Source organism: Micromonospora solifontis (genome assembly GCF_003725545.1).
GTDB classification, from domain to species: Bacteria; Actinomycetota; Actinomycetes; order Mycobacteriales; family Micromonosporaceae; genus Micromonospora; species Micromonospora solifontis.
Map to the genome: position 1 here is coordinate 46,040 of NZ_RJLN01000007.1, position 22,247 is coordinate 68,286.

23 protein-coding genes are annotated in these 22,247 nt (G+C 74.2%); 13 read left to right on the top strand and 10 right to left on the bottom strand.

What is annotated here, in order from left to right; genetic code table 11:
- Nucleotides 1–6: 6 nt before the first annotated feature.
- Complete coding sequence (gene mycP, locus EFE23_RS04190; protein ID WP_233600856.1) at nt 7–1,242, top strand: type VII secretion-associated serine protease mycosin; 1,236 nt, start codon at nt 7–9, stop codon at nt 1,240–1,242.
- A gap of 100 nt (nt 1,243–1,342) precedes the next feature.
- Here the strand turns inward: mycP and EFE23_RS04195 are convergent, their stop codons facing one another.
- The 7 genes from EFE23_RS04195 to eccCa all read right to left on the bottom strand — a co-directional run bounded on the left by EFE23_RS04195 (nt 1,343) and on the right by eccCa (nt 7,963).
- Nucleotides 1,343–1,624, bottom strand: coding sequence for a WXG100 family type VII secretion target (locus EFE23_RS04195; protein WP_123239541.1), 282 nt, complete (start codon nt 1,622–1,624; stop codon nt 1,343–1,345).
- Between the two features lie 29 nt (nt 1,625–1,653).
- Nucleotides 1,654–1,962 carry a WXG100 family type VII secretion target gene (locus tag EFE23_RS04200; RefSeq protein ID WP_123239542.1) on the bottom strand — a complete coding sequence of 103 codons (309 nt, stop codon included), beginning with the start codon at nt 1,960–1,962 and terminating at the stop codon, nt 1,654–1,656.
- Nucleotides 1,963–2,167: 205 nt separating this feature from the next.
- Nucleotides 2,168–2,428, bottom strand: coding sequence for a hypothetical protein (locus tag EFE23_RS04205; RefSeq protein ID WP_123239543.1), 261 nt, complete (start codon nt 2,426–2,428; stop codon nt 2,168–2,170).
- Nucleotides 2,429–2,444: 16 nt separating this feature from the next.
- Entirely contained in the window at nt 2,445–3,170 is a 726-nt protein-coding gene (locus tag EFE23_RS04210) for a hypothetical protein (protein ID WP_199736918.1), read from the bottom strand.
- Nucleotides 3,171–3,198: 28 nt separating this feature from the next.
- The gene (locus tag EFE23_RS04215; protein WP_123239545.1) at nt 3,199–3,492 is read right to left on the bottom strand and encodes a hypothetical protein; all 294 of its coding nucleotides are present in this window, start codon (nt 3,490–3,492) and stop codon (nt 3,199–3,201) included.
- 16 nt (nt 3,493–3,508) lie between these two features.
- On the bottom strand, nt 3,509–3,928 hold the full coding sequence (locus tag EFE23_RS04220; protein WP_123239546.1) for a YbaB/EbfC family nucleoid-associated protein: 420 nt from the start codon (nt 3,926–3,928) through the stop codon (nt 3,509–3,511).
- A 69-nt stretch (nt 3,929–3,997) separates the two neighbouring features.
- Nucleotides 3,998–7,963: a type VII secretion protein EccCa gene (gene eccCa / locus EFE23_RS04225; RefSeq protein ID WP_123239547.1), complete on the bottom strand. Its 3,966-nt coding sequence runs from the start codon at nt 7,961–7,963 to the stop codon at nt 3,998–4,000.
- A gap of 169 nt (nt 7,964–8,132) precedes the next feature.
- On the opposite strand from eccCa, the gene eccD reads away from it, so the two are divergent.
- Entirely contained in the window at nt 8,133–9,530 is a 1,398-nt protein-coding gene (eccD, locus tag EFE23_RS04230; protein WP_123239548.1) for a type VII secretion integral membrane protein EccD, read from the top strand.
- Here eccD and EFE23_RS04235 read toward each other — a convergent pair.
- Nucleotides 9,514–10,686 carry a type VII secretion protein EccE gene (locus EFE23_RS04235; RefSeq protein ID WP_123239549.1) on the bottom strand — a complete coding sequence of 391 codons (1,173 nt, stop codon included), beginning with the start codon at nt 10,684–10,686 and terminating at the stop codon, nt 9,514–9,516. The two genes, eccD and EFE23_RS04235, sit on opposite strands and share 17 nt — an antisense overlap.
- Before the next feature lie 163 nt (nt 10,687–10,849).
- Between EFE23_RS04235 and eccB the strand changes: the two genes are divergently transcribed.
- From eccB to EFE23_RS04285, 10 genes are all read left to right on the top strand, one after another.
- The gene (gene eccB, locus EFE23_RS04240; RefSeq protein WP_123239550.1) at nt 10,850–12,340 is read left to right on the top strand and encodes a type VII secretion protein EccB; all 1,491 of its coding nucleotides are present in this window, start codon (nt 10,850–10,852) and stop codon (nt 12,338–12,340) included.
- Between the two features lie 115 nt (nt 12,341–12,455).
- Nucleotides 12,456–12,830 (top strand): hypothetical protein, encoded by a 375-nt coding sequence (locus EFE23_RS04245; RefSeq protein ID WP_123239551.1) that lies wholly within the window; start codon nt 12,456–12,458, stop codon nt 12,828–12,830.
- Nucleotides 12,823–14,058 carry a WXG100 family type VII secretion target gene (locus EFE23_RS04250; protein ID WP_123239552.1) on the top strand — a complete coding sequence of 412 codons (1,236 nt, stop codon included), beginning with the start codon at nt 12,823–12,825 and terminating at the stop codon, nt 14,056–14,058. The genes EFE23_RS04245 and EFE23_RS04250 overlap by 8 nt, the downstream gene beginning before the upstream one ends.
- 110 nt (nt 14,059–14,168) lie before the next feature.
- Entirely contained in the window at nt 14,169–14,693 is a 525-nt protein-coding gene (locus tag EFE23_RS04255) for a PadR family transcriptional regulator (RefSeq protein ID WP_123239553.1), read from the top strand.
- A complete protein-coding gene (locus EFE23_RS04260) occupies nt 14,690–15,373 on the top strand; it encodes an ABC transporter ATP-binding protein (protein ID WP_123239554.1) in 684 nt (227 codons plus the stop codon). The genes EFE23_RS04255 and EFE23_RS04260 overlap by 4 nt, the downstream gene beginning before the upstream one ends.
- Nucleotides 15,370–17,697 carry an FtsX-like permease family protein gene (locus tag EFE23_RS04265; RefSeq protein WP_199736919.1) on the top strand — a complete coding sequence of 776 codons (2,328 nt, stop codon included), beginning with the start codon at nt 15,370–15,372 and terminating at the stop codon, nt 17,695–17,697. The genes EFE23_RS04260 and EFE23_RS04265 overlap by 4 nt, the downstream gene beginning before the upstream one ends.
- A 130-nt stretch (nt 17,698–17,827) precedes the next feature.
- The gene (locus EFE23_RS04270; protein ID WP_148058411.1) at nt 17,828–18,283 is read left to right on the top strand and encodes a hypothetical protein; all 456 of its coding nucleotides are present in this window, start codon (nt 17,828–17,830) and stop codon (nt 18,281–18,283) included.
- A 141-nt stretch (nt 18,284–18,424) separates the two neighbouring features.
- Entirely contained in the window at nt 18,425–19,246 is an 822-nt protein-coding gene (locus EFE23_RS04275) for a hypothetical protein (protein ID WP_123239603.1), read from the top strand.
- A 40-nt stretch (nt 19,247–19,286) separates the two neighbouring features.
- Nucleotides 19,287–19,628 carry a YkvA family protein gene (locus EFE23_RS04280; RefSeq protein WP_123239556.1) on the top strand — a complete coding sequence of 114 codons (342 nt, stop codon included), beginning with the start codon at nt 19,287–19,289 and terminating at the stop codon, nt 19,626–19,628.
- A gap of 49 nt (nt 19,629–19,677) precedes the next feature.
- Nucleotides 19,678–20,097 carry a pyridoxamine 5'-phosphate oxidase family protein gene (locus tag EFE23_RS04285; RefSeq protein ID WP_123239557.1) on the top strand — a complete coding sequence of 140 codons (420 nt, stop codon included), beginning with the start codon at nt 19,678–19,680 and terminating at the stop codon, nt 20,095–20,097.
- Nucleotides 20,098–20,176: 79 nt separating this feature from the next.
- Here EFE23_RS04285 and EFE23_RS04290 read toward each other — a convergent pair whose 3' ends face one another.
- Complete coding sequence (locus EFE23_RS04290; RefSeq protein ID WP_123239558.1) at nt 20,177–21,007, bottom strand: alpha/beta fold hydrolase; 831 nt, start codon at nt 21,005–21,007, stop codon at nt 20,177–20,179.
- Between the two features lie 50 nt (nt 21,008–21,057).
- Complete coding sequence (locus tag EFE23_RS04295; protein WP_123239559.1) at nt 21,058–21,483, bottom strand: MarR family winged helix-turn-helix transcriptional regulator; 426 nt, start codon at nt 21,481–21,483, stop codon at nt 21,058–21,060.
- Nucleotides 21,484–21,539: 56 nt separating this feature from the next.
- Between EFE23_RS04295 and EFE23_RS04300 the strand changes: the two genes are divergently transcribed.
- On the top strand, nt 21,540–22,067 hold the full coding sequence (locus EFE23_RS04300) for a GNAT family N-acetyltransferase (protein WP_199736920.1): 528 nt from the start codon (nt 21,540–21,542) through the stop codon (nt 22,065–22,067).
- Nucleotides 22,068–22,247: the final 180 nt, after the last annotated feature.

Consider the following 22,247-nt stretch of genomic DNA (forward strand, 5'->3'; position numbering starts at 1 on the left):
AGCCGCGTGCGCGACAGCTTGCGGTCGGACGGGACGTCGGTGAACGCCGGTACCGGGCACCGGTTCCGGTCCATCCTCAGTGGAGCGGTCGCGGCGCTGCTCGGCACCGTGCTGGTGGTGCCCGCCCCGGCCGCGGCGGCGCCGAAGTGCGGGCCGGCCGGCAACCCCGCCCCGACCCAGCCGACCTGGGCGCTGGACCGGCTCGCCCCCGAGACGGCCTGGCGCGTCAGCCGGGGCGGCGGGGTCACCGTCGCGGTGATCGACTCGGGCGTCTCGCCCAGCCACCCGCTGCTGCGCGGGAAGGTGCTGCCGGGCACCGACGTCAACCACCTGGCCCAGCTCGAGGGGCAGTGCGACCTCGTCGGCCACGGCACCCTGGTCGCGGGCATCATCGCCGGCCGGGCGGGCACCGGCGTGCCGTACAGCGGGATCGCGCCCGAGGCGAGGATCCTGCCGATCCGGGTGCTGGCCGACAACCAGCGCACCTTCGACGAGTCGATCCCCGCCGAGATCGGCAAGGCGATCCGGTGGGCGGTCGACCACCACGCCAACGTGATCAACCTGTCCCTGGTCACGCTGGACAAAAAGGAGCTCAGGGACGCCGTCGACTACGCGCTCAGCAGCAACGTGGTCCTGGTGGCCGCCGCCGGCAACCGGCAGGAGAACCAGCAGGACCAGCCGGCGTACCCGGCCGCGTACGACGGGGTGATCGCCGTCGCCGGCATCGACGAGCAGGGCGCGCACGTCGGCAGCTCGGTCACCGGCGACTACGTGGACGTCGCCGCACCCGGCCTGAACATCGCCGGCCCGGCCCCCGGCGGCTCGGGCTACCTCTACGAGCCGCAGGGCGGCACCAGCTTCGCCGCCGCGTACGTCTCCGGCGTCGTCGCCCTGATCCGGTCCGCCCATCCGGAACTCAACCCCGAACAGGTGCGGTACCGGCTCACCCGGACCGCCGACAACCCGCCCGACGGGCACAACGCCGAGGTGGGGTACGGGATGGTCGACCCGTACCGGGCGGTGACCAGCCTGCTGGGCACCCGGGCCAACCCGCCGCTCGGCGCGATGCCGAAGCCCGAGCCGCCGGCCGACCCGCTGGCCTGGCAGCGGACCGTGGCCATCTGGGTGGCCGTGGTCGGCGCGGTGCTCGCCGGTGTCCTGCTCACCCTCCGGCCGATCCTGGCCCGCGGCCGCCGCCGCGGCTGGCGCCCCGGGCGCCGCCCCCCGGCGGTGGACGCCTGACCGGCCGGCAACCCGTCCCGCGGGCCACTCCGGGCCGCCCGGAAAGCACTGCGGCTCCGATCCGGCAGAGCCGGACCGGAGCCGCAGGAGACCGGTCGGGTCAGTTGCCCCAGACCTTGGAGTTGCTCATCTCGGTCGTCATGTAGTTCTCGCGCGCGATGCCGACCGCGTGGCCGATGTCGTTCAGGACCTTGTTGATGTCCCGGACGGCGGCGTCCCACTGAGCCTGGTGCTGCTCGTAGGCGACGCGGTCCTGGCCCTCCCACTCGAGCTTGGTCAGCATCGACCGCAGCGTGTCCAGCTTCTCGTCGATCGTCCGCGAGATGGCCTGCATCTGCTGGTTGCTGCTCTCGAGGACGGCGTAGTCAACCTTGATGCTCATCTAGTTCCTCCTCTGCCTGTCTTCGCGGATCACGGGTTGAGCGCAGAGTGGAACTTGTCCAGCATCTGCTGCTGCTCTTCGTCGTTGACCTGGTGCGTCGTGCCCGACTTGTCGAGCAGGTCGGCGATGTTGTCCATCGCCGTCAGCAGCTTGACCGTGTCCTCGTTCCAACGCGTCATGAGCGACTGGAAACCGGTCGACGCCTGGCCCTTCCAGGCCATCGCCAGGTCGTCGACCACGTTCCACAGCTTCTTGAGCTCACCGTCGACGTCGCTGCGCGTGGACCGCACGTCACTCGCGGCGGTGTGCAGAGTCGCTGCACTGACCTCGAACGCCATGCTTCACACCCTTCCGTCATCTTCGTGGCGGCGGATCCGCCGCGCCCCTCCCCCGCGGCAAGGCGTACACACCCCACCGACGGACACTTCAACCGAACCGTAGCGGACGACGTCCAACCCGCGCAGCCCTGCATCCCCATGGCGCACAACGGCGTCCGGTGATCACGACCGTACGACGTGGACGGTCACGGACGCCAGCGGCGGCTCAGGACGGCCGCCGGTACGACCGCACGTGCATCGCCGCGCCGAAGACCAGCACGACCACCAGCAGCGCCACGAACAGCCAGAGCACCGGTCTGTCGAGCGCCCGGTCGAGCACCACCGGGATCAGCGCGGCGACCCCGGTGAGCAACACCACCTCGCTGGCCCGCTTCGCCCACGCGGCGCGGGACAACTGGGCGACCAGCGCCAGCCCGATGAAGGCCGGGACGGTCACCAGGAAGTACACGAAGAGCACCAGCAGCACCCCGGGCCCCTTCCCGTCACTGGTAGAACTTGGAGTCCCGGACCCAGTCGATCTTGATGTCCTTGATGTCCGGGTCCTGGCCGGTGGCCGCCCAGCCGGGCCGGGAGTCCGACACGAAGGCGAACCGGTCGTTGCCCTGGAAGCCGGCCATGACGGCGGAGAACACCGCGCTGATGTCGCCGAAGACCAGTGCCAGGATCGCCGCGCTCGCCGCCATCCCGGCCACGCCGATCGCCTCGGCGATGGGCGCGGTCGCCGGGAACGCCTGGAGGACCACCGACGCGATCACCGCGATGAGGATCGGGATGAGCGCGTCGACCAGCCCGTTCACCGCGTCGTTGAAGGCGTCCCGGGCGGAGGTCAGGGTGTCCTTGTTGGCGCTGAACGCCTCGGCCAGCGAGTTGATCTCGGCCCCGAGCTTGCGGAGGAAGAGGTCGAACGCGTCCCGATCGTCGAAGTCCCACTCGGTGTCCGACGGCGGGACCTGCTCCAGCGCCGCGCCGAACTGGTCGCCGCCGAGCAGCCGCGCCGCGTCGCCCCACTCCTTGATGGACTTGTTGACCTCGTCGTTGTCGAACGTCTCCAGGTAGGCGATGGCGGCGCCCAGCGCACCGGCGAACACCAGCCACATCCAGTTGGCCCGGGCCGCCGGCAGCAGGCCGCGCACCGGCGCGGTGGCGGCGGCGACCGTGTGCGTGCCGGTCACCGTGCCGGCCGCGTTGGCGATCAGGATCTCCGACATCAGCTGCCCTCCCCGTCCACCCGGCCGGTCACTTGACCACCCAGGGCTGGTCTGACTTCTCCCAGTTCTTGGCGGTCTGCTCCAGCTGTTCGGCCGCCTTGTGCAGGTGCTCGATGCCCGTCTTGACGTTCTTCAGGTGACCGTCCACCGAGGCGTTGTGCGCCTGCACGGTCGCGCCCCCGAAGAGGGTCAGCGCGCCGTCCGGCAGCTTCACGCTCTCCAGCAACGACTGCACGTTGCGCAGGTACTGGATCGGGCCGTCCGGAGCGTCGAGCTTCCGGCTCGCCTTGCGGATCGCGTCGACGTCGACCTTGTTCGCCACCGCGTCTCCTCCCTGGTCAGCGGCGCAGGCCGCGGGTCGGGTCGGACAGGTCCACCCCGAACTGGCGGAACCAGTCCTCCGGGGTGAGGGTGCCGGCCTGCGCCTGACGGACCAGGTCCGAGCCGCCGAGCATCTCGGTCATCAGCTCCTGCTGCCGTTCGGCGAAGGAGGCGTACGCCGCGTCGATGGCGGCCTGGAGCGACTCGGCCAGGGTGTAGCTGTCCTGTCGCATGGCCCGGGCGTTGATGTCGATGCCGCCGACCTTCATGTCACCGTCGACGGTCACCCGGACCAGGCCGTCCGGGCTCTCCCCGGTCACGCGCAGTTCGGCGCGCTGCTGCTGGAACTCCGCCAGCCGGCGCTGCTGCTCCTGCGCCTGCCGCAGCAGGTTCTCCACGGCGCCGCCGGCGCCGCCGTAACCCCACGAGGTGCTCACGACTGTCCTCTCCTCACCACTGGCGGTCGGGCCGACGCTACCGGACCCGTTCGTGCGATTTCCGCCCCGTCAGGCGGGCTCCGTCCACGCGGTCTGGATCAGCTGCTGCCCGTCCCGGCGGCGGACCAGGGTGCCCCGGCCCGGCGGCTGCGGGCTGGGCCGCAGGTTGCCGAAGACCGCGCCCTCCTCCCGGCTGCCGGACATCAGCAGACCCGGCGAGTCCAGCTCGCGCAGGCGTTGCAGCACCGGCTCGTAAAGGGCCCGGGCCAGACCGCCGACCCGCCGCGTGATGATCAGGTGGAGGCCGATGTCCCGGGCCTGCGGCAGCAGCTCGTGCAGCGCGCTGAGCGGGTTGTTCCCGCCCGAGGCGACCAGGTCGTAGTCGTCGACCAGGATGTAGAGGTCCGGCCCCTTCCACCAGCTCCGGTCACGCAGCTGGGCGGTGGTCACGTCCGGGCCGGGCAGCCGGTTCTGCAGCGCGCTGCGGATCGAACCGAGCCCCTGGCTGAACACCTGATTGGACGGCGCGTAGTCGAGCAGGTGGTCACCCTCCACCGCACCGAGCAGGCCGCGCCGGTAGTCGGCGATGACCAGCCGGGCCTGGGCCGGGGTGTACCGCTCGGCGATGCCCCGGGCGATCAGTCGGAGCAGGTTCGTCTTGCCGCACTCCGCGTCGCCGAACACGGTCAGGTGCGGCTCGCTCGCCAGGTCCAGGTAGACCGGGGCGAGCGCCGACTCGTTGACGCCGATCGGGATGCCCGGGACCGAACGGTCGACGACCTTCGCCAGCTCGGCGACCGGCAGCTTGCGCGGCAGCAGCCGGACCTTCGGGGCGGGCCGCCCCGGCCAGTTCGCCGCCACGTGACCGGCCAGCGCGACCGACGCCTCGGTCAGGTCCTCGATGTCGCGCTTGCCGTCGATCCGCGAGACCGCGGTGAGGAAGTGCAGCTTGTCGCGGGTCAGACCGCGACCGGGCGAGCCGACCGGCACGTTCTGCGCCGCCCGGCGGTCGATCTCCGACTCGGCCGGGTCACCGAGCCGCAGCTCCAGCTTCGTGCCGAGCAGGTCGCGCATGTTGATCCGGATCTCCGCCCACCGAACGGCGGTGACCACCACGTGTACGCCGAAACCGAGGCCACGGTTGGCCAGGTTGGTGATGGTCTGCTCCAGCTCCTCGTACTCCTGGCGCAGGGTGTTCCAGCCGTCGACCACGAGGAAGATGTCGCCGAACGGGTCGTCGGCGAACTCCCCGGCCGCGCGGCGCCGCCGGTAGCTGGCCACCGAGTCGATGCCGTGCTGGGTGAAGCGCAGCTCCCGCTCGTCGATGATCGCGACCACCTCGGCGATGGTCCGTCGGACCGCCTCGGTGTCCCGCCGCCCGGCGACGCCGGAGGTGTGCGGCAGGCCCTCCAGGCTGCGCAGCGCGCCACCGCCGAAGTCGAGGCAGAAGAACTGCACCTCGCGCGGGGTGTGGGTGAGCGCCAGCGAGGCGAGCATCGAGCGCAGCATGGTGCTCTTGCCGCTCAGCGAGGCGCCGACGATGACCACGTTGCCGCCCGCGCCGGACAGGTCGACCATCATCGGGTCGCGCCGCTGCTCGTACGGGCGGTCGACGATGCCGACCGGCACGGTGAGCCGGCCGCGGCCCGGCCAGTCGGCGGTGGTCAGCCCGTACTGCGGGTGCACCTTCAGCGGCGGCAGCAGCTCGGCCAGGCCCGGCGGATCGGCCAGCGGCGGCAGCCAGACCTGGTGCGCCGCGCGACCCTGGCCCTTGAGCCGGTCGATCAGCACGTCCAGCATCGCCACGGCCTTGCCGTCGCCGGTCTGCTCCGGCTCGGGCGCGGTCTCCACCGGGGCCGGCGCGGCCGGCACCGGCACGTAGTCGATGCCGTACGGGACGATCCGTCGCTGCACCTGCGCCCGGGTGGACCGCTGCACCTGCCCCGGCGCCCGGTACGGGCCGGAGACGTACGCCGCGCGGAACCGGAGCATGGTGCTGGTGTCGGTCTTGAGGTAGCCGTGGCCGGGCGCGTTCGGCAGCTCGTACGCGTCGGGCACGCCGAGCACGATCCGGCTCTCCACCGCCGAGAAGGTCCGCAGACCGATCCGGTACGACAGGTGGGTGTCGAGCCCGCGCAGCTTCCCCTCCTCCAGGCGCTGGGAGGCCAGCAACAGGTGCACGCCGAGCGACCGACCGAGCCGGCCGATCATCACGAAGAGGTCGATGAAGTCCGGCTTGGCGGCGAGCAGCTCGCTGAACTCGTCGCAGATGATGAGCAGGCTGGGCATCGGCTCCAGCGGCTCACCGGCCGCGCGGGCCTTCTCGTAGTCGTAGCGGGAGACGTAGTTGCCGGCCGCCCGCAGCACCTCCTGGCGGCGGTTCATCTCGCCGGCCAGCGCGTCGCGCATCCGGTCGACCAGCGGCAGCTCGTCGGAGAGGTTGGTGATCACCGCGCTGGTGTGCGGCAGCGCGTCCAGCGAGGCGAAGGTGGCGCCGCCCTTGAAGTCGACCAGGACGAAGTTCAGCTCCTCGGACGAGTGGGTCACGGCCAGCGCGCCCACCACGGTCCGCAGCAGCTCGCTCTTGCCGGACCCGGTGGCGCCGATGACCAGGCCGTGCGGGCCCATGCCCTCGTGCGCGGACTCCTTGAAGTCGAGTTCGACCACGTTGCCGTCCGGCCCGACGCCGAGCGGAATGCGCAGCCGGTCGCGGTGGCTGCGTGGCCGCCAGGTCTGCCGGACGTCCACTGCGGCCGCGTCGCCGACGCCGAGCAGGTCCGGCAGCTCCATGCTGCGGGCCAGCGGCTCCTCGTTGCTGGCGCCCTGCTGCTGGGAGAGCCGGTACGGGGCGATCTGCCGGGCCAGGCCCTCGGCCGCGGGCAGGCTGAGCCGGTCCGGCCGGCCCAACCGCGACGGGGTGTTGCCCCGGACCAGGTCCAGCCCGGTGCCGTCCCCGGCGTCCAGGCAGAGCAGCCAGCGGCCCGCGTCGCGCGGGACCGTACCGGAGAGGTCGATGACCGTGGCGCCGAGCAGGCCCGGCCCCATCAGCGCGCAGGTCGGCGAGACCTCACCGCCGTCCAGCACCACCACCAGGTGCGGGGCCGTGGTGAGCGGCTTCGCCTCCGGCGCGAACCGCGGCCGGCCGCCCAGTTCGTTGGCGAGCGCCGCCTCGGCCTCGGCGAGGCTGGCGAAGACCATCCGGCGGGCGCCGGCCGCGTCCGTACGCCCCGGGTGCTGGGCGTGCGGCAGCCACTTCACCCAGTCCCACACCGGCTGCCGGTCGTGGGCGGCCACCACCGCGACGATCAGGTCGTCCGGGGCGTGGAAGGTGACCAGTTGACCGACCGCGGCCCGGGCCAGGTCGAGCACCGCCTCCCGCTCGCCGCGCAGCGCGATCCGGCTGAACGCGCGCAGCGACAGCGCGGTGGGCAGGTCCGGCACGCTGGAGTGGGCCCGGACGAACCGGCGCAGCGCGATCGCGCTCATCGGCTCCAGGTCCTCCACCGGCTTGGTCTCCGGCGGCACGATCTCCACGGCCAGCCGCTGCGGGCCGAGCGCGATCCGGACCTCGCCGAAGTCGTCCTCGGTGATCCGCCGCTCCCAGAGCCGCCGGGAGGCCGCGACCGACCAGAGCGCGTCCGGCTCCGGGTGCCGCCAGGTCATCGCCGCGCGCTGCTGCTCGGCGGCCCGCCGGGTGCGCTTGCGCATCTGCGCCAGGTAACGCATGTAGTCGCGCCGCTGGGCGTTCAGCTCGGCCTTGTCGTTGCCGCCGTTGCCGAGCGTGCCGACCGCCATGCCGAGCATCGACACGCCGAACAGGCCGCCGGCGACGTACGTCATCATGCCGCCGCCACGCCCGGCGTAGAGGAAGGCCATCGCGCCGACGCCGCAGAGCATCGGCAGGATCATCAACACCTGGCCCATTCCGCGGGGCTGCTGCTCGGGCAGCTCCGGCGGGGACTCCAGCAGCACCTCGCCGCGCGGCAGCGCGGGCCCCGGTTGACGCGGAAGCCGGCGGAACACCACCGTACTCACGGCTCTCCTCCCCAGAAGCGGCCCTGATCGTGGTCTGCCAACGGCCCGAGACGTCGGGTGGGCAACCTGTGCGACCGCCATCGTAGGTAATCTCCCGAGGGCGTCGTGGACCCGTGGGGGGCGACGCCACCGGCCGAGGTGAATCGTAGGCGAGCACGAGGAGGCCACTGTGGCGACGAAGACGGCGACCGGCGGGCTCAGCCGGATCACCATCGTGGCGCCCCGGACCAGGATGGATCTGGCGCTGCCGTCGGACGTCCCCCTGGCCGATCTGCTGCCCACGCTGTTGCGGTACGCGGGCGAGGACCTGGCCGACGAGGGCGTGCGGCACGGTGGATGGAGCCTGTCCCGGCTCGGCGGGCCGCCGCTGGACGGCGGGCGTACCGCCGCGCAGCTCGGCGTCCGGGACGGCGAGGTGCTCTACTTCAACCCGCGGGCCTCGGCCGCGCCCGAGATCGTCTTCGACGACGTGGTGGACGCGGTCGCCACCGCCACCAACCAGCGGCCCGGCACCTGGCAGGTCGGCACCACCCGCTCGTTCGCCGTGCTGTTCGCCGGGGCGGCGCTGGCGGCCGGCGCGGTGGCGGCGCTCTTCGCCGGCCCGCCGCAGCTGCCCGGGGCGCTGGCCGCGCTGGTCGTCTCCCTCGCCCTGCTGGTGACCGCGGCGGTGCTGTCCCGGGCGGCCGGCGACAGCCGTACCGGCGCGGTGCTGGCCATGGCCGGCCTCGGCTACGCGGCGATCGGCGGCCTGCTGGTGCTCGCCGGCGACCGGAAGCTGGACGACCTGGCCAGCCCGCACGTGCTGATGGCCGCGACCGCGGTGGTGCTCTTCGGCGCGGTGTCCGCGCTCGCCGTCGGCGACCGGCTGCCGCTCTTCCTCGGCGCGGTCGCGGTGGCGGTGGCCGTCGGCATCGGCGCCGTGCTCTGCCTGGCCTTCGACATCGGCGCGGCGGCCGCCGCGGCGGTGGTCGCGACGATCGCCTTCGCCGCTCTGCCGGCGCTGCCGATGGTCTCCTACCGGCTGGCCCGGCTGCCGGTGCCGTCGATCCCGACCGGTCCGGACGACCTGAAGACCGACACCGAGTCGGTGGACGGCCCGCAGGTGCTGCGCAACAGCGAGCGCGCCGACGCGTTCCTGACCGGCCTGCTGTGGACGGTGTCGGTGCTGGTCCTCGGCGGTCAGCTCGTGCTGGCCGACAACGGCCGGCTGCCGTCGGTGCTGCTCTGCCTGGTGCTGGCCCTGCTCTCGCTGCTGCGCGCCCGCCCGTTCATCGGCCGGGCCCAGCGCATCCCGGTGCTGCTGGCCGGCACCGTCGGCCTCGGGCTGGCCGCCGCGGCGACCTTCGGCGCCGGCTCGCTGCCGGTGCGACTCGGGCTGATCCTCGGTGGCCTGCTGCTGGCCGCCCTGATCAGCCTGATCTACGGGCTGACGGTGGCGGGCAAGCGGATCTCGCCGGTCTGGGGGCGCACCCTGGACATCGTCGAGATCCTGCTGATCGTCGCCCTGGTGCCGCTGGCCGTCTGGGTCTGCGGCCTCTACGGCTGGATCGTCAACCTTCGACCGTGACCGTGCCCATCGCGGTGGCCACCGGCGCGGTGGCGTAGACCCCCGGGCCGTGCTGCCCGTCCAGCGGGCGGGCCGGCACACCGGCCCGCTTGGCCACGTCCCGGACGGCCTTCACCAGCGCGGCGGCGTGCCCGTCCATCGCCGCCACCCGCAGCAGCGGGGGCAGCCGGCGGCCGCCGGGAAGCACCACCGCCGCGACCGTGTGCGACGGGGCGGAGGTGGCGGTCACCGCGTCCACCAGCGCGCCCAGCGAGCCGTTGGGGCGGACCCGCAGGGCCAGGCAGCGCTGCGTCCAGCCGCCACCGCTCAGGCTGGTCCAGCTCTCCACCGGGGCCTGCGGCGCGAGGTCGAGCCCGGCGCCGGAGACCACCGCCGCGTACAGCTCGTCCCGGCTGAGGACCCGGTGGTGCAGGCCGGCGGCGTTCAGCGCGTTGCCGAGCCGGCCCATGCCGGCGGCGACGGTACGGTGCACCCCGCGCAGGCCGCCGCCCCGGCTCACCGTCTCGGCGCGGGCGTCGGCGACGGAGAGCCGCAGCGCCACCCAGACGGTCCGGTGCGCCGCCGGCGGGGTGCCCGGCGCCGGGTACCAGACCAGGGTGTGCGACACGACCTGGGTCTGGGTGACCGGCCCGGCGAAGTCGGCGAGCACCGCGAGGGCCCGGTCCACCACGGCCGCCTCGACCGAGCCGGCGGGGGTGCCCGGCCGGCCCGTCAGGGCCACCGCCGCGAACCAGCCCCGCTCGTCCTGCCCGACGCCGATCCGGGTGCCCCGCTCGGTCAGCTCGACCACGGTCAGCTCCGGGGCGAGGGCGACCAGTCGCGGGTCGCCGGAGGGCACCGCGCCCCGGGCCCGGTCGCGCCGCCGGCGCAGCCGGCGGCGGAGCATCAGGTCCTCGTACCACCAGCGGCCGCCGCGCCGGGCGAAGGCGGCCACCACCGCCACCAGCGCCACCACACCGACGGCCGGGAGCAGCCAGGACGGGCCGCCGGTGGCGAACCAGACGGCGAGCGCGGCGCACTCCAGCACCACCAGCTGACCGACGACGACCGGGCCGAGCCGGCCGCGCCGACGCTGGTCGGCCGGGGTGACGGGACGGTCGTCCGGGGTGGCGGGGGCGGTCGCCGTACGGCCGGGTGGCGCCTGGACCTGCGTCATCGGTGAGCGTCCCTTCTGGACATCCTGGGCATCCGCCGGATCGGTGCGGGGTCGGGGGACGGGCGGGGTCCCGATGGACCCCCGACGGCCCCTTATCGTAGGGAAGCCCGCGACGGAGTTCGGACCTGATCGTCGCGGGACCCACCCCTGCCGGAGGTTAGTCATGCGGACCCGCCGCGATCAGGTGCAGGCGTACCGCTTCGTCACCCGCCGCATCGTCGCCGCGCTGCTCTCCGGCGACCCGGAGACCAACGACCTGCCGATGCGGCGGCTCGGCATGGCGGTGTTCGGCAGCGTCATCGCCGCCGCCGTCGTGCTCGGCGGCGCGGGCGCGTACGGGCAGTTCACCGGCAACGCCGCGCCGCTGGAGCCGAACACGCTGGTGATCGAGCGGGAGACCGGCGCCACCTACGTCTTCACCGACGACGGGTTGCTGCACCCCACGCTCAACTACGCCTCCGCCCGGCTGATCCTCAACGAGGCCGACCCGCCGGTGCGTACCATGTCGCAGGCCGCCATCAAGGACCGCCCGCGGGGCCGGACGGCCGGCATCGTGGGGGCACCCGACGCCGTGCCGGACCGGAAGTCCCTGGTGGGGCTCCCCTGGTCGGTCTGTGACGTGCCCGACCCGATCGACCCGCAGCGCTCCACGACCCGGCTGGTGATCGACCGGCAGCTGCCGGGTGGCACCCCGCTCACCGACCAGGCGGTGCTGGTCCGGGTGGACGGCGTCCGCTACCTGCTCACCGGGGGCGCGCAGCTGCGCGTCGCCGGCGACGAGCAGGCCCTGGTCGCGCTGAAGATGGCCGGCGCGCCGACCCTGACGGTCGGGCAGCAACTGCTCAACGCGGTGCCGGTCGGGCCGCCGCTGCGCAAGCCGAGCATCGACGGGTACGGCGGCTCCAGCAGCGTGTCGGTGGCCGGCCGGCCGGCCCGGATCGGCCAGGTGTTCCGGGCGGCCGACCAGTATTACGTGCTCACCCGGACCGGGCTGGTGTCGGTCACGGAGATGACCGCGCTGCTGCTGCTCGGCGACGGCGGTCAGATCACCGACATCACCCCCGCCCAGGCCGGCGAACTCCTCACCGACCGGCGACTGGACGCCGAGGGCCTGCCGCAGAAGCTGCCCGCGCTGCACGAGGTCCGGGCCGGCCGCACGGTGCTCTGCGCCAGCTACCGCTCGGGTGGCGCCGGCCAGCCGCCGACCACCACGCTGGAGGTCTTCGACCAACCGCCGGCGGAGCTGATCGCGTCGGACGGGGTCGCCGCGCGGCAGGGCGCCCGGGACGCGGTGCGGACCGCCGAGAACGTGCTGCTGCCCGGTGGCAAGGGCGTGCTGGTGCAGGCCGCGGCCGGGGACACCGGGAAGGCGGCGGCCGGGTCGACGGTCTACCTGATCACCGCCCAGGGGGTCCGTTACCCGCTGGGCACCGCCTCCGGGGACGCCCGCACCGCCCTCGGGTACGGCGGGGTGACCCCGCTGGCGGTGCCGGCCTCGCTGCTGGCCCTGGTGCCGACCGGGCCGGCGCTGGAGCGGCGGGATGCGATGAGCTACTACGACCCGGGGGCCCGACCGGGCGACACCGCCCGGGACAAGTCGGACGAGTCAAGCATTCCGGCGCCGTCCGGATCATCGCCCGCGCAGGGCGGTTGACGGCGCTCGGCGGTCCGATGTGGAGGGCCGGTCGGTACGGGTCGCCCTCGCTGGCCCGGGTCGACTAACCTGAGCATGGCCAACGGTTCTCGACGATGACTACGGGGATGCAGCCATGACCGGGCGCACGACAGTAGACGTACTGTCCTTGGAGGACTTCCACCAGCGGCTCGAGCGGCGGCTGAGCGAGGCCGAGTCGGTGTTGAAGAAGCTCGACACCGAGATGCAGTGCCGCCCGCCGGCGCTGGGCACCTTCACCGACGCGACCGACAACGCCCGTCGCTACTCCGAGACGTACGCGAGCTTCGCCAGCCACGCCGAACGGCTGCGCCGGGCGATCGTGGCCGCCCAGCGGGCGACCAAGACGATCATGACGAACTACCGGACCGCCGAGGCGCGCAACGCGGCCGCCGCGGCCGACATCATCGCCGCCCTCTCCGGGGTCAGCGAGGCGATGAAGCCGGCGAAGGGAGAGGATCCGCGTGTCTGAGTACACCCAGCGCTACCAGCACGTCAGCCACAAGGAGCTCTACCAGGGCGTCAACGCGGGCGACCCGAAGCAGATCGACGGGCTCAGCGCCCAGTGGAGCTCGATGAAGGACACCCTGGAGGGCCTCGGCCGGGACCTGACCAAGGATCTGGACGCGCTCGCCAAGACCTGGTCCGGCGACGCCGCCCGGGCGTTCCACCAGCGGCTGAACCTGATCGTCGACTACTCCGGCAACCTGGCCGAGGGCATGGCCGGGATCAAGCAGGCGCTCGGCATGATGGCCACCGAGCTGCGCACCGCGCAGGCCAAGTCGGAGAGCCCGGAGGAGACCGACGACAACGACAAGCTGGTCGAGGGCGCGGTCAAGGGCTTCCTGATGGGCGGCGGGGCCGGCGCGGTGATCGGCGGGTTCGTCGGGCACAAGCAGGACGAGGCCGAGCAGGAGAAGGCGCACCAGCGGATGGTCCAGGTCGTCGCCAACCTCGCCGAGGGCTACGACTTCTCCGCGTACGGGCGGATCGTCGTGCCGGAGGAGCCTCCCACCCAGCTGCCGGGCCACACCGACCCGACCGGCCCGACGCTGGGCAGCGGCCCCTCGGTGGGCACGCCGTCCAGCGGGCCGTCCGTCGGCACGTTCGGCCCCTCCTCCAGCGCCACCGCGACCACCTCGGGCGTCCACCACACCGCCCCGACCACCGGCACCGCCGGCGTCGACCCGGGCGGCACGACCGGTGCGGGCAACCCGGGCACCATCGGTTCGGTCGGCGTCACCGACCCGGCCGGCACCTCGCTCGCCGGCGCCGCGCCGCCGCTCACCGGCACCGGCCCGACGGCCGGCCTCAGCGGCGCCACCTTCACCGGCACCACCCCCACCGCACCGACCGCCGGCGGCAACTCGTTCTTCGGGGTGCCCGGCGTGGGCACCGGCGCGCTGGCCGGCTCGACCGGCGGGGTGTCCGGTCGCCCGGGCGGGCTGGAGAGCAGGTCGGCGGCCGGCACCGGTCGGCTCGCCGGCGGCCGGGGCGCCGTGGTCGACGCCGAGGGCCGGTCCACCGGCGGCAAGGGCACCGGCGCGCGTTCCGCGATGCCGGGGCGCAACGGGGTGCTGGGCAAGCAGGGCCAGCACGGCGACGACGAGACGGACGAGCACCTCACCTGGCTGACCGAGGACGAGATGGTCTGGGGCGACGGCCGGTCCGCCCCGCCCTCGGTGCTCGGCACCGACTGATCGCACGCCGACCGACGGCGCGGCCCCCTCCGACGAGGGGTGCCGCGCCGTTCGTCGTTTCGACCGCCCGGGTATACCTACGCTGTATACCTGGTGTGTATAGTCGCGCCATGTCGATCGGTCACACCTTCCTCGGGCTGCTGGAATCCAGCCCCCGACACGGATACGACCTCAAGCGGGCGTACGACGAGCGGTTCGGGCACACCCGGCCGCTCCATTTCGGCCAGGTCTACTCCACCCTGTCCCGGCTGCTGCGCAACGGCCTGGTGGCGGTGGACTCCGTCGAGCCCGGCGAAGGCCCCGAGCGCAAGCGGTACGCGATCACCGAGGCGGGGGTGACCGACGTCCAGCGGTGGCTGTCCCAGCCGGAGAAGCCGGAGCCGTACCTGCAGAGCGTGCTCTACACCAAGGTGGTGCTCGCGCTGCTCACCGACCGGCCCGCCGCCGACCTGCTGGACACCCAGCGCGCCGAGCACCTGCGGCTGATGCGGGAGCTGACCCGCCGCAAGACCCACGGCGACCTCGCCGAGCAGCTGATCTGCGACCACGCGCTGTTCCACCTCGAGGCGGACCTGCGCTGGCTGGAGCTCACCGCCGCCCGCCTGGACGAGCTGGCGAAGGAGGTGCGGGCATGACCGGCGAGCCGCTGCTGGTCGGCGACGACCTGCACCGTTCCTTCGGCCCCACCCCGGCCCTCGCCGGCGCGTCGATCTCCGTACGGGCCGGTGAGGTGGTGGCGGTGATGGGCCCGTCCGGGTCGGGCAAGTCCACCCTGCTGCACTGCCTGGCCGGCATCGTCCGCCCGGACCGGGGCTCGGTCCGGTACCGGGGCACCGAGCTGGCCACCCTCTCCGATGCGGGCCGCAGCGCGCTGCGCCGCCGCGAGTTCGGCTTCGTCTTCCAGTTCGGTCAGCTCGTACCGGAGCTGACCTGCCTGGAGAACGTCGCGCTGCCGCTGCGCCTGGAGCGGGTCCCCCGCCGGGAGGCGGAACGGCGTGCCGGCGAGTGGTTGGCGCGGCTGGAGGTGGCCGACGTCGCCGGCAAGCGTCCCGGGGAGGTCTCCGGCGGCCAGGGGCAGCGGGTGGCGGTGGCCCGGGCACTGGTCACCGGCCCCCGGGTGGTGTTCGCCGACGAACCCACCGGCGCCCTGGACTCGCTCAACGGCGAGCGGGTGATGCGCCTGCTGGCCGGGGCGGCCCGGGAGACCGGGGCGGCGGTACTGCTGGTCACCCACGAGCCGCGGGTGGCCGCGTACTCCGACCGGGAGGTCGTCGTCCGGGACGGTCGGGCCCGGAGCCTGGAGCAGGTGGCATGACCGGGGCCGATCCCCGGCGGCGCGGCGGTCGGCTGCGAGCCGGCTGGGGCGACCTGGTGATGGGTGCGGGGATGGCGGTCACCGGCGGGCGGTCCGGCTGGACCCGGACGGTGCTGACCGCACTGGGGGTGGGCATCGGCGTGGCCATGCTGCTGCTCGCGGCGGCGGTGCCCGGTGCCATCGATGCGCGTGCGGCACGGGGCGCGGCGCGCAGCGACCAGGGGCTGCCCGGGCCGGAGCTGTCGGCGGCCGCGAACACGCTGCTGGTAGCCCAGGTCGACACCGTCTTCCGGAACCGCCCGGTGCGGGGCCGGATCCTGCACCCGGAGGGACCCGACGCGCCGCTGCCGCCGGGGCTGACCGCGTTCCCCCGCGACGGCGAGGTGGTGGTCTCCCCGGCGTTGCGGGAGCTGCTCGGGTCGCCGGACGGGGCGCTGCTCGCACCCCGGCTGGGCGGTGCCCGGGTCGCCGGCACGATCGGCCCGGAGGGCCTGGCCGGCCCGCACGAGCTGACCTTCTATCTGGGCCGGGACAATCTGACCGCGGACCACGCGATGCGGCTCGACCACTTCGGCGGGGGTGGCCCGGCGGACGAGTTCGGGCCGGTGCTCTGGCTGCTCGTGGTGGTGGTCGTCGTGGTGCTGCTGCTGCCGATCGTGGTGTTCCTCGGGGCGGCGGTGCGGTTCGGCGGGGAGCAGCGCGACCGCCGGCTGGCCGCCCTCCGCCTGCTCGGCGCCGACGCCGGCATGGTCCGTCGGATCGCCGCCGCCGAGGCCGGCACCGCCGCGCTGGTCGGGCTCGCCGTGGGTACGGGGTTCTTCCTCGCCGGCCGGCAGCTGGCGCCCCTGGTGTCGCTGTACGACATCAGCGTGTTCCCGGCCGACCTGCGTCCGGTGCCGTGGCTGGTGGCGGTGGTGGCGCTGGCCGTACCGCTGCTCGCCGCCGGGATGGCGCTGCTGGCCCTGCGCCGGGTCGTCGTCACGCCGCTGGGCGTCAGCCGCCAGGCCACCCCGGCCCGGCGCCGTCTCTGGTGGCGGCTGCTGCTGCCGCTCGCCGGGCTCGCGCTGCTCCAGCCGCTCACCGACGTGCGGGCCGGCCGTACCGCCGCGACCGACGGCCAGGTGGCGGCGGGCGCGGTGCTCCTGCTCGTCGGCACGGTCACCCTCCTGCCCTGGCTGGTGGACCTGCTGGTACGCCCGCTGCGTGGCGGACCGCCGCCGTGGCAGCTCGCGATCCGGCGGCTCCAGCTCGACAGCTCCGCCTCGGCCCGGCTGGTCAGCGGGGTGGCGGTGGCCGTGGCGGGCACGATCGGACTTCAGATGCTGGTGGCCGGGGTGCAGGACGAGTTCCGCCGGCCCAGCGGCCAGGACCCGGCCCGCGCCCAGGCCGTGGTCTCGCTGTACGGTCCGCCGGAGTCCCGGCGGGTACTCGCCCGGATCGCGGCCGTACCGGGCGTGACCCGGAGCCTCGGCACCGTGTCGTTCGTGGCGTTCCCGGCATCCGTCGGCGCGGCCGACCCGGACGCCTCGCCCGTCGAGGTGCGGATCGGCGACTGCACGGCCCTCGCCGAGTACGCCGACCTGGGCGGCTGTGCCGATGGCGACGTCTTCCTGGCCTGGCGGGACCGCCCCGTCCCGGGCCTCGGCCCCGGAACCCGGATCGGCTTCGGCGGCGGCGCGCCGGCCTGGCGGGTGCCGGCGGACGCCCGGACGGTGCCGGTGCGGGACGACCCGGTGGGTGGGCGTGGCGACGGGCTGCTGGTGACGCCTGGCGCGCTGGCGTACCGGCCGCCGGACGAGGCCCTGGCCACCGCGCTGGTCGGCCTCGATCCGACGGACTCGGACGCCGTGGAGCGGCTGCGCAGCGAGGTGGCCGCGGTCGACCTGACCGCCTCGGTCCTCACCTTGGACGCGACCCGGGAGAGCCGTCAGTTCACCAACGTCCGACGCGGGCTGCTCATCGGCGCGGTGGTCACCCTGCTGCTCATCGGGATGAGCATGCTGGTCGGCGTCCTGGAGCAGCTCCGGGAGCGGCGTCGGCTGCTCGCCACGCTGGTCGCGGTCGGGACGCCCCGGAGCGCCCTCGGCTGGTCGGTGCTCGGGCAGACCGGGGTGCCGGTGCTGGCCGGGCTGGTCCTCGCCGCGGCCATCGGGCTGGCCATGGGTGCGGCGCTGCTCCGGATGGTCGGCGCGCCGGTGCTGGTGAGCTGGCCGGTGGTCGGCCTGGGCGTCGGGCTCGGTGCCGCGGTGGTGCTGCTGGTCACCGGGGCGAGCCTGCCGGTGCTCTGGCGGCTGACCCGACCGGACGGGCTGCGCGCCGAGTGAACCGGCCGCCCACCCGGTGCCACCGGGCGCCGGGTGGGCGGATCCGTCCACACCGCATCGTGGGCCGGGTCACGCGAGCAGGGTGGCTCATCGGGGTGCACGAGACGGACCTGACCGATAGGTTGAACCGGTGCAGCCGGTAGCGTTCGCCCCACCCATGTGGGGGGCCACGCTGCGCAGCCTGCGCCGGCTCACCCGGATGGCGGCGACCGCGCTGGTGCTCGTCGTCGGACTCAACGGCCTGACCGCCCCCGTCCCCGCCGATCCGTTCCGTCCGGTCTCGACGGTCCGGCCGCTGGCCGACCTCCGGGTCGCGCCCGGGCCGGCCGACGCCCCGGCGGGCCCGCTCCTGCCCGGTTCCTCCGCCGCCACGGGCTGGACCACGACCATCACCCCGGCCGACGGAGCGGGCACTGCCGACTCCCGCACCCGGCACCCGCGGGTCGGGTCGACCGCGCCGGCCGCCGGCGTACCGGCCCGGCACATCGACTCCGGCGGCGCGGCGGCCCGGACGACCGCCGCCGTGGCCGCGCCCGCCGATCCCGGCCCGGGTTCGGTCACCCGCCGCGGCCCGCCGCGCGCCTGAACGCGCCGGCCGCCCGCGCGGCGCTGGCATCTCTCGCCGCCCTGATGGGTACGGACCTACCCGCACCGGCGGCGCTCCTCCGCCCGTCGCCCCGGGCCCCCAGACCGTTGATTCCGAACGTCCCACCACGAGGTGCTGGTGATGCAGACCGTGTTCTCCGCCGTCCTGTACGACGTCCCGCAGGCCGCCGTGATCTGGCTGGCCCTGATCGCCGTGGCGGCCATCGTGATCGCCGCGCTGATCGTCCGCCCGGATTGGTTCCGTTCGGTGTTCGGCGAGCGGATCAGTGAGGCCGCCCGGCCGAGCAGCCTGGAGCTGGCCGCGGAGACCCGCGAGCGCTCCCGTGAGCGGGCCCGGTTCGCGCAGGAGGTGGAGGTGGCCGCGGCCCGGGCGGCCGCCACCGCCGAACGGCGGCGGGCCGAGTGGCTGGCCGCCCAGGACGAGGTCGAGACGGCGTGGCAGGCGTACGAGGCGGCGGAGGAGGACGTCCGCCGGCTGGCGGCCGCCGCCGCGCTGCCGCTGCCCAGGACGGCCCGGACGCCCGCCGAGTACGCGGACCGGGAGCGCTGGCTGCACCGGGCGGCGACGGCGGCGCAGGAGCGCGGGGAGATCACGGTCGAACAGCTCAGCGACATCCTGCAGCACCGCGGCTGGGATCCGCGCCGGCACCCGGTGGAGCAGGAGCTGCTGCTGCGCCGGCTGATCCGGGACAACGTCCGCGCCCGGCACGAGGCCGCCCAGGAGCGGGAGCGGGCCGCCTGGCGCGCCGCCGAACTGGCCGCCGCCGCGGCGCGGAGCCTGCGCCAGGAGGCGTACGCGGCGACCCGGCCCGACCTGGAGCGGCAGAACGCGCTCTCCATCGTGGACCTGACCGGGCCGGAGACGACCAGGGAGCTGCCGACCCCGGCCCGGGCCGAGTCCGGCTCGACAGCCCGGGGCCGGGCGGCCGTGCCGGCGTTCTGACCGCCGGGCGGAGCTGGCCCGGTTCGGTTAGCGTGACCTCGTGTCCCGCGAAACCTGGATCCTGCTGGTGCTCGCCGGCGTCGTCGCGCTGGCGACGCTGGTCGGCGCGGTGCTGCTCGCCGTCCGGGTGTTCCGCACCTACCGGCTGGTCAGCGCGTTGGGCGCCGGCGGCAAGCTCGCCTTCTACGGCGCGCTGATCTACACGATCCTGCCGGTCGACCTGCTGCCCGACCCGATCTACCTGGACGACATGGGCGTGCTGGCCGGCACCCTGTTCTACCTGGGCCGGCTGGTCGCCAAGCACCGGGCGGCGCAGCAGGGGCTGCCCGGTCGGTCGGAGTCCGCGGCGGCTCCGGGCCGTCCGCACCGTCCCGTGTCATGATCGGGCGCGGGCCGATGGTCGGCCGTGAGCGCGGCACCGAGGACGGCACATGGCGGGCAACCACCGGCTGGACCCCCACGACCCGCGGGTCATCCGGTTCTTCCGGGACCGGCGTCTCGCCACCCTGACCACGCTGCGCGCCGACGGCACCCCGCACGTCGTGCCGGTGGGCGTCACCTTTGACGTGGACGCCGGCCTGGCCCGCGTGATCACCTCCGGCGGCTCGGCCAAGGCGCGACACGTCGGGGCGGCCGGACCGGAGGGCGCTCCGGTGGCGGTCTGCCAGGTGGACGGCCGCTGGTGGCTGACCGTCGAGGGCCGCGCGGTGCTGCGCCACGACCGGGCGTCGGTCGAGGAGGCCGAGCGCCGGTACGCGGAGCGCTACCGTCCGCCCCGCCCCAATCCGGAGCGGGTGGTGATCGAGATCGCCGTCACCCGCCTCCTCGGCAGCCTCCCGCCCGCCGGCTGACCGTCCGCCCCGGCCGCCAGCCGGTGCTGTGGCCGTCGCCCACTGGCCCGACGGGACCGGGCCGTGGCCGCCGCACCGGTCAGCTGCGCAGGAACGCGATCAGCGCCTCGGCGACCTCGGCCTCGCCCTTGTGGTGCGGTCCGAAGTGGTCCAGTTTCGGGAAGGTGAGCAGCCGCGACGAGGGCAGCACCTCGGTGAGCCGGGCCATGGACGGGGCCACGTGGGCCAGGTCGCTCCTGCCGCCGCTCATCAGCAGCACCTCGGCGGACACCTCCCGGTAGGCGGGATAGCTGTCGTTCAGACGGCCGATTTCCGCGTGCTCGTGCAGGGCCGTTTCGAGCAGCGCGAAGACCTTCGCGCGTTTCTCGCCGCGGAAGGCCAGGCGCAGGATGGCGGCCATGAGCCATCTGGGGTTGCGGCGTGCCGCGCTCGGCCCGGTGGCGATGGAGAACGTGGCGAACGCGTCCAGCGGACGGCCCTGGGCGAGGAACCGGCGGGCGCGCGGGATCCAGTCGGTCGGGATGAGGCCGCCGACGTTGACGCCGGGCTCGTAGACGGCCAGCTTGGTGATGCCCTGGTCACGGCGGGCGGCCTCGAGCGCGACCAGCCCACCGAAGCTGTGGCCGAAGACGTATCGGGCGCCGGTTGCCGCCCGGACCGCGGCGAGGTCGGCGCATTCGGCCTCGATGGCGTACCCGGGTCCTTGCGGGCCGCTGCCGCGGCGTCCGCGCCGCTGAACGGTGTGCACGGTGAAGGTGGCGGCGAGCGCGTCGGTCAGCCCGGCGAAATCGGCGGCGTCGCTCAGCGAACCGGGGACGAGCAGCAGATCCGGGCCGGTTCCGGTGGTGTGGTAGGCGATGGTGGTGCCGTCGACGGAACGGACGGTCCCTCCGGCGGGGGCGGTGGCCATGGGGAACTCCTCACGGTGATCCGGTGGGTGTCGCGGTGCGCGCCGGTGTGTCAGCTGCCTTGCAGGGCGGCGTTCAACCGTCGGGTGTGGGCGAGGTAGGTCTCGAACGGCACCCCGCTGGACTCGACCAGCTGGGTGAGCCGTTGGATCAGCTCCGTGCCGGCCCGGTTGACCAACGTGCGGCCGGAGTCGGTCAGCGCGATCCGTCGGCGGTTGCCGCCGGCCGGGTCGGGTGCCACGGTGAGCAGTCCGGTGCCGGCCAGGGCGGCGATCATCCGGCTGACCGAGGGTTCCGTCACGGCGAGGCTGTCGGCCAGCTCCCGCTGGGTGGATGCGCCCAGCTCGCCGACCATGACCAGGACCATGAACCGCCGGTAGGACAGGCCATGGTTGGCGCGCAGGATGCGGTCACCGGCGCGGTCCAGGCGGGAGACCAGCGTGTGCAGCTCCAGCCCAAGGTTGTTCGGGTGGTTCATGGGAGCTATCTTAACGTTCTAAGTTAGAAATGCAAGTTACTGTCACGGAGGGTCGAGTGTTGGAGAACCGCCCTGATCTCGTACTGCGCGCCGCGCACCTGGCGGACGCCGAGGCGATCGCCGCGCTGTGGCACCGCGGCTGGCTCGACGGGCACGCCGGGCACGTCCCGGAGGCGCTGCACCAACACCGGCGATTGGCCGATTTCCGCCGGCGGGTACCGCCCCGCCTGACCGCCACCACGGTCGCCACCCTGGGCGAGCGCGTCGTTGGGTTCGTCACCGTCCGAGAGGACGAGGTGGAGCAGATGTACGTGGCCGGGCCGGCCCGTGGGACCGGCGTGGCCGACGCGCTGCTCAAGGCCGGCGAGCGGATCGTCGCCGAACGGTTCGACACGGCGTGGCTGGCGGTCGCGGTCGGCAACAACCGGGCCCGCCGGTTCTACGCCCGCTGCGGCTGGCGCGACGCGGCGGCCATCGACTACCCGGCCGAGGCCGGAACCGATGACACGGGCCGCCGCCCGGCAGCACCTGGCGGCGCGGTCGTCGTCGTTCCCTGCCGACGCTACGAGAAGCGCGTTCGATGACCCGGAGTGGGCCCGTCAACGCCCGGCCGTGCCGGATGTCCGGTTCCGGGGGTGTCGGCGGTCACCTCGGAAGTGGAATCACCGGGAGTCACCAGCCGTTGCACCTCCGTGAGCGAGCGGGATCCCCCGCACGCGCCCCGAGCGCCACTCCCGGTGCTGCTGCGTCCCGAGACGGGGACG

Excerpts from the sequence above, each read along its gene's own strand:
- EFE23_RS04195 (WP_123239541.1), bottom strand. The coding sequence starts at position 1,624 with ATGAGCATCAAGGTTGACTACGCCGTCCTCGAGAGCAGCAACCAGCAG.
- EFE23_RS04200 (WP_123239542.1), bottom strand. The coding sequence starts at position 1,962 with ATGGCGTTCGAGGTCAGTGCAGCGACTCTGCACACCGCCGCGAGTGAC.
- EFE23_RS04210 (WP_199736918.1), bottom strand. The coding sequence starts at position 3,170 with ATGTCGGAGATCCTGATCGCCAACGCGGCCGGCACGGTGACCGGCACG.
- EFE23_RS04235 (WP_123239549.1), bottom strand. The coding sequence starts at position 10,686 with ATGACGCAGGTCCAGGCGCCACCCGGCCGTACGGCGACCGCCCCCGCC.
- eccB (WP_123239550.1), top strand. The coding sequence starts at position 10,850 with ATGCGGACCCGCCGCGATCAGGTGCAGGCGTACCGCTTCGTCACCCGC.
- EFE23_RS04245 (WP_123239551.1), top strand. The coding sequence starts at position 12,456 with ATGACCGGGCGCACGACAGTAGACGTACTGTCCTTGGAGGACTTCCAC.
- EFE23_RS04255 (WP_123239553.1), top strand. The coding sequence starts at position 14,169 with ATGTCGATCGGTCACACCTTCCTCGGGCTGCTGGAATCCAGCCCCCGA.
- EFE23_RS04260 (WP_123239554.1), top strand. The coding sequence starts at position 14,690 with ATGACCGGCGAGCCGCTGCTGGTCGGCGACGACCTGCACCGTTCCTTC.
- EFE23_RS04265 (WP_199736919.1), top strand. The coding sequence starts at position 15,370 with ATGACCGGGGCCGATCCCCGGCGGCGCGGCGGTCGGCTGCGAGCCGGC.
- EFE23_RS04275 (WP_123239603.1), top strand. The coding sequence starts at position 18,425 with ATGCAGACCGTGTTCTCCGCCGTCCTGTACGACGTCCCGCAGGCCGCC.
- EFE23_RS04285 (WP_123239557.1), top strand. The coding sequence starts at position 19,678 with ATGGCGGGCAACCACCGGCTGGACCCCCACGACCCGCGGGTCATCCGG.
- EFE23_RS04290 (WP_123239558.1), bottom strand. The coding sequence starts at position 21,007 with ATGGCCACCGCCCCCGCCGGAGGGACCGTCCGTTCCGTCGACGGCACC.
- EFE23_RS04295 (WP_123239559.1), bottom strand. The coding sequence starts at position 21,483 with ATGAACCACCCGAACAACCTTGGGCTGGAGCTGCACACGCTGGTCTCC.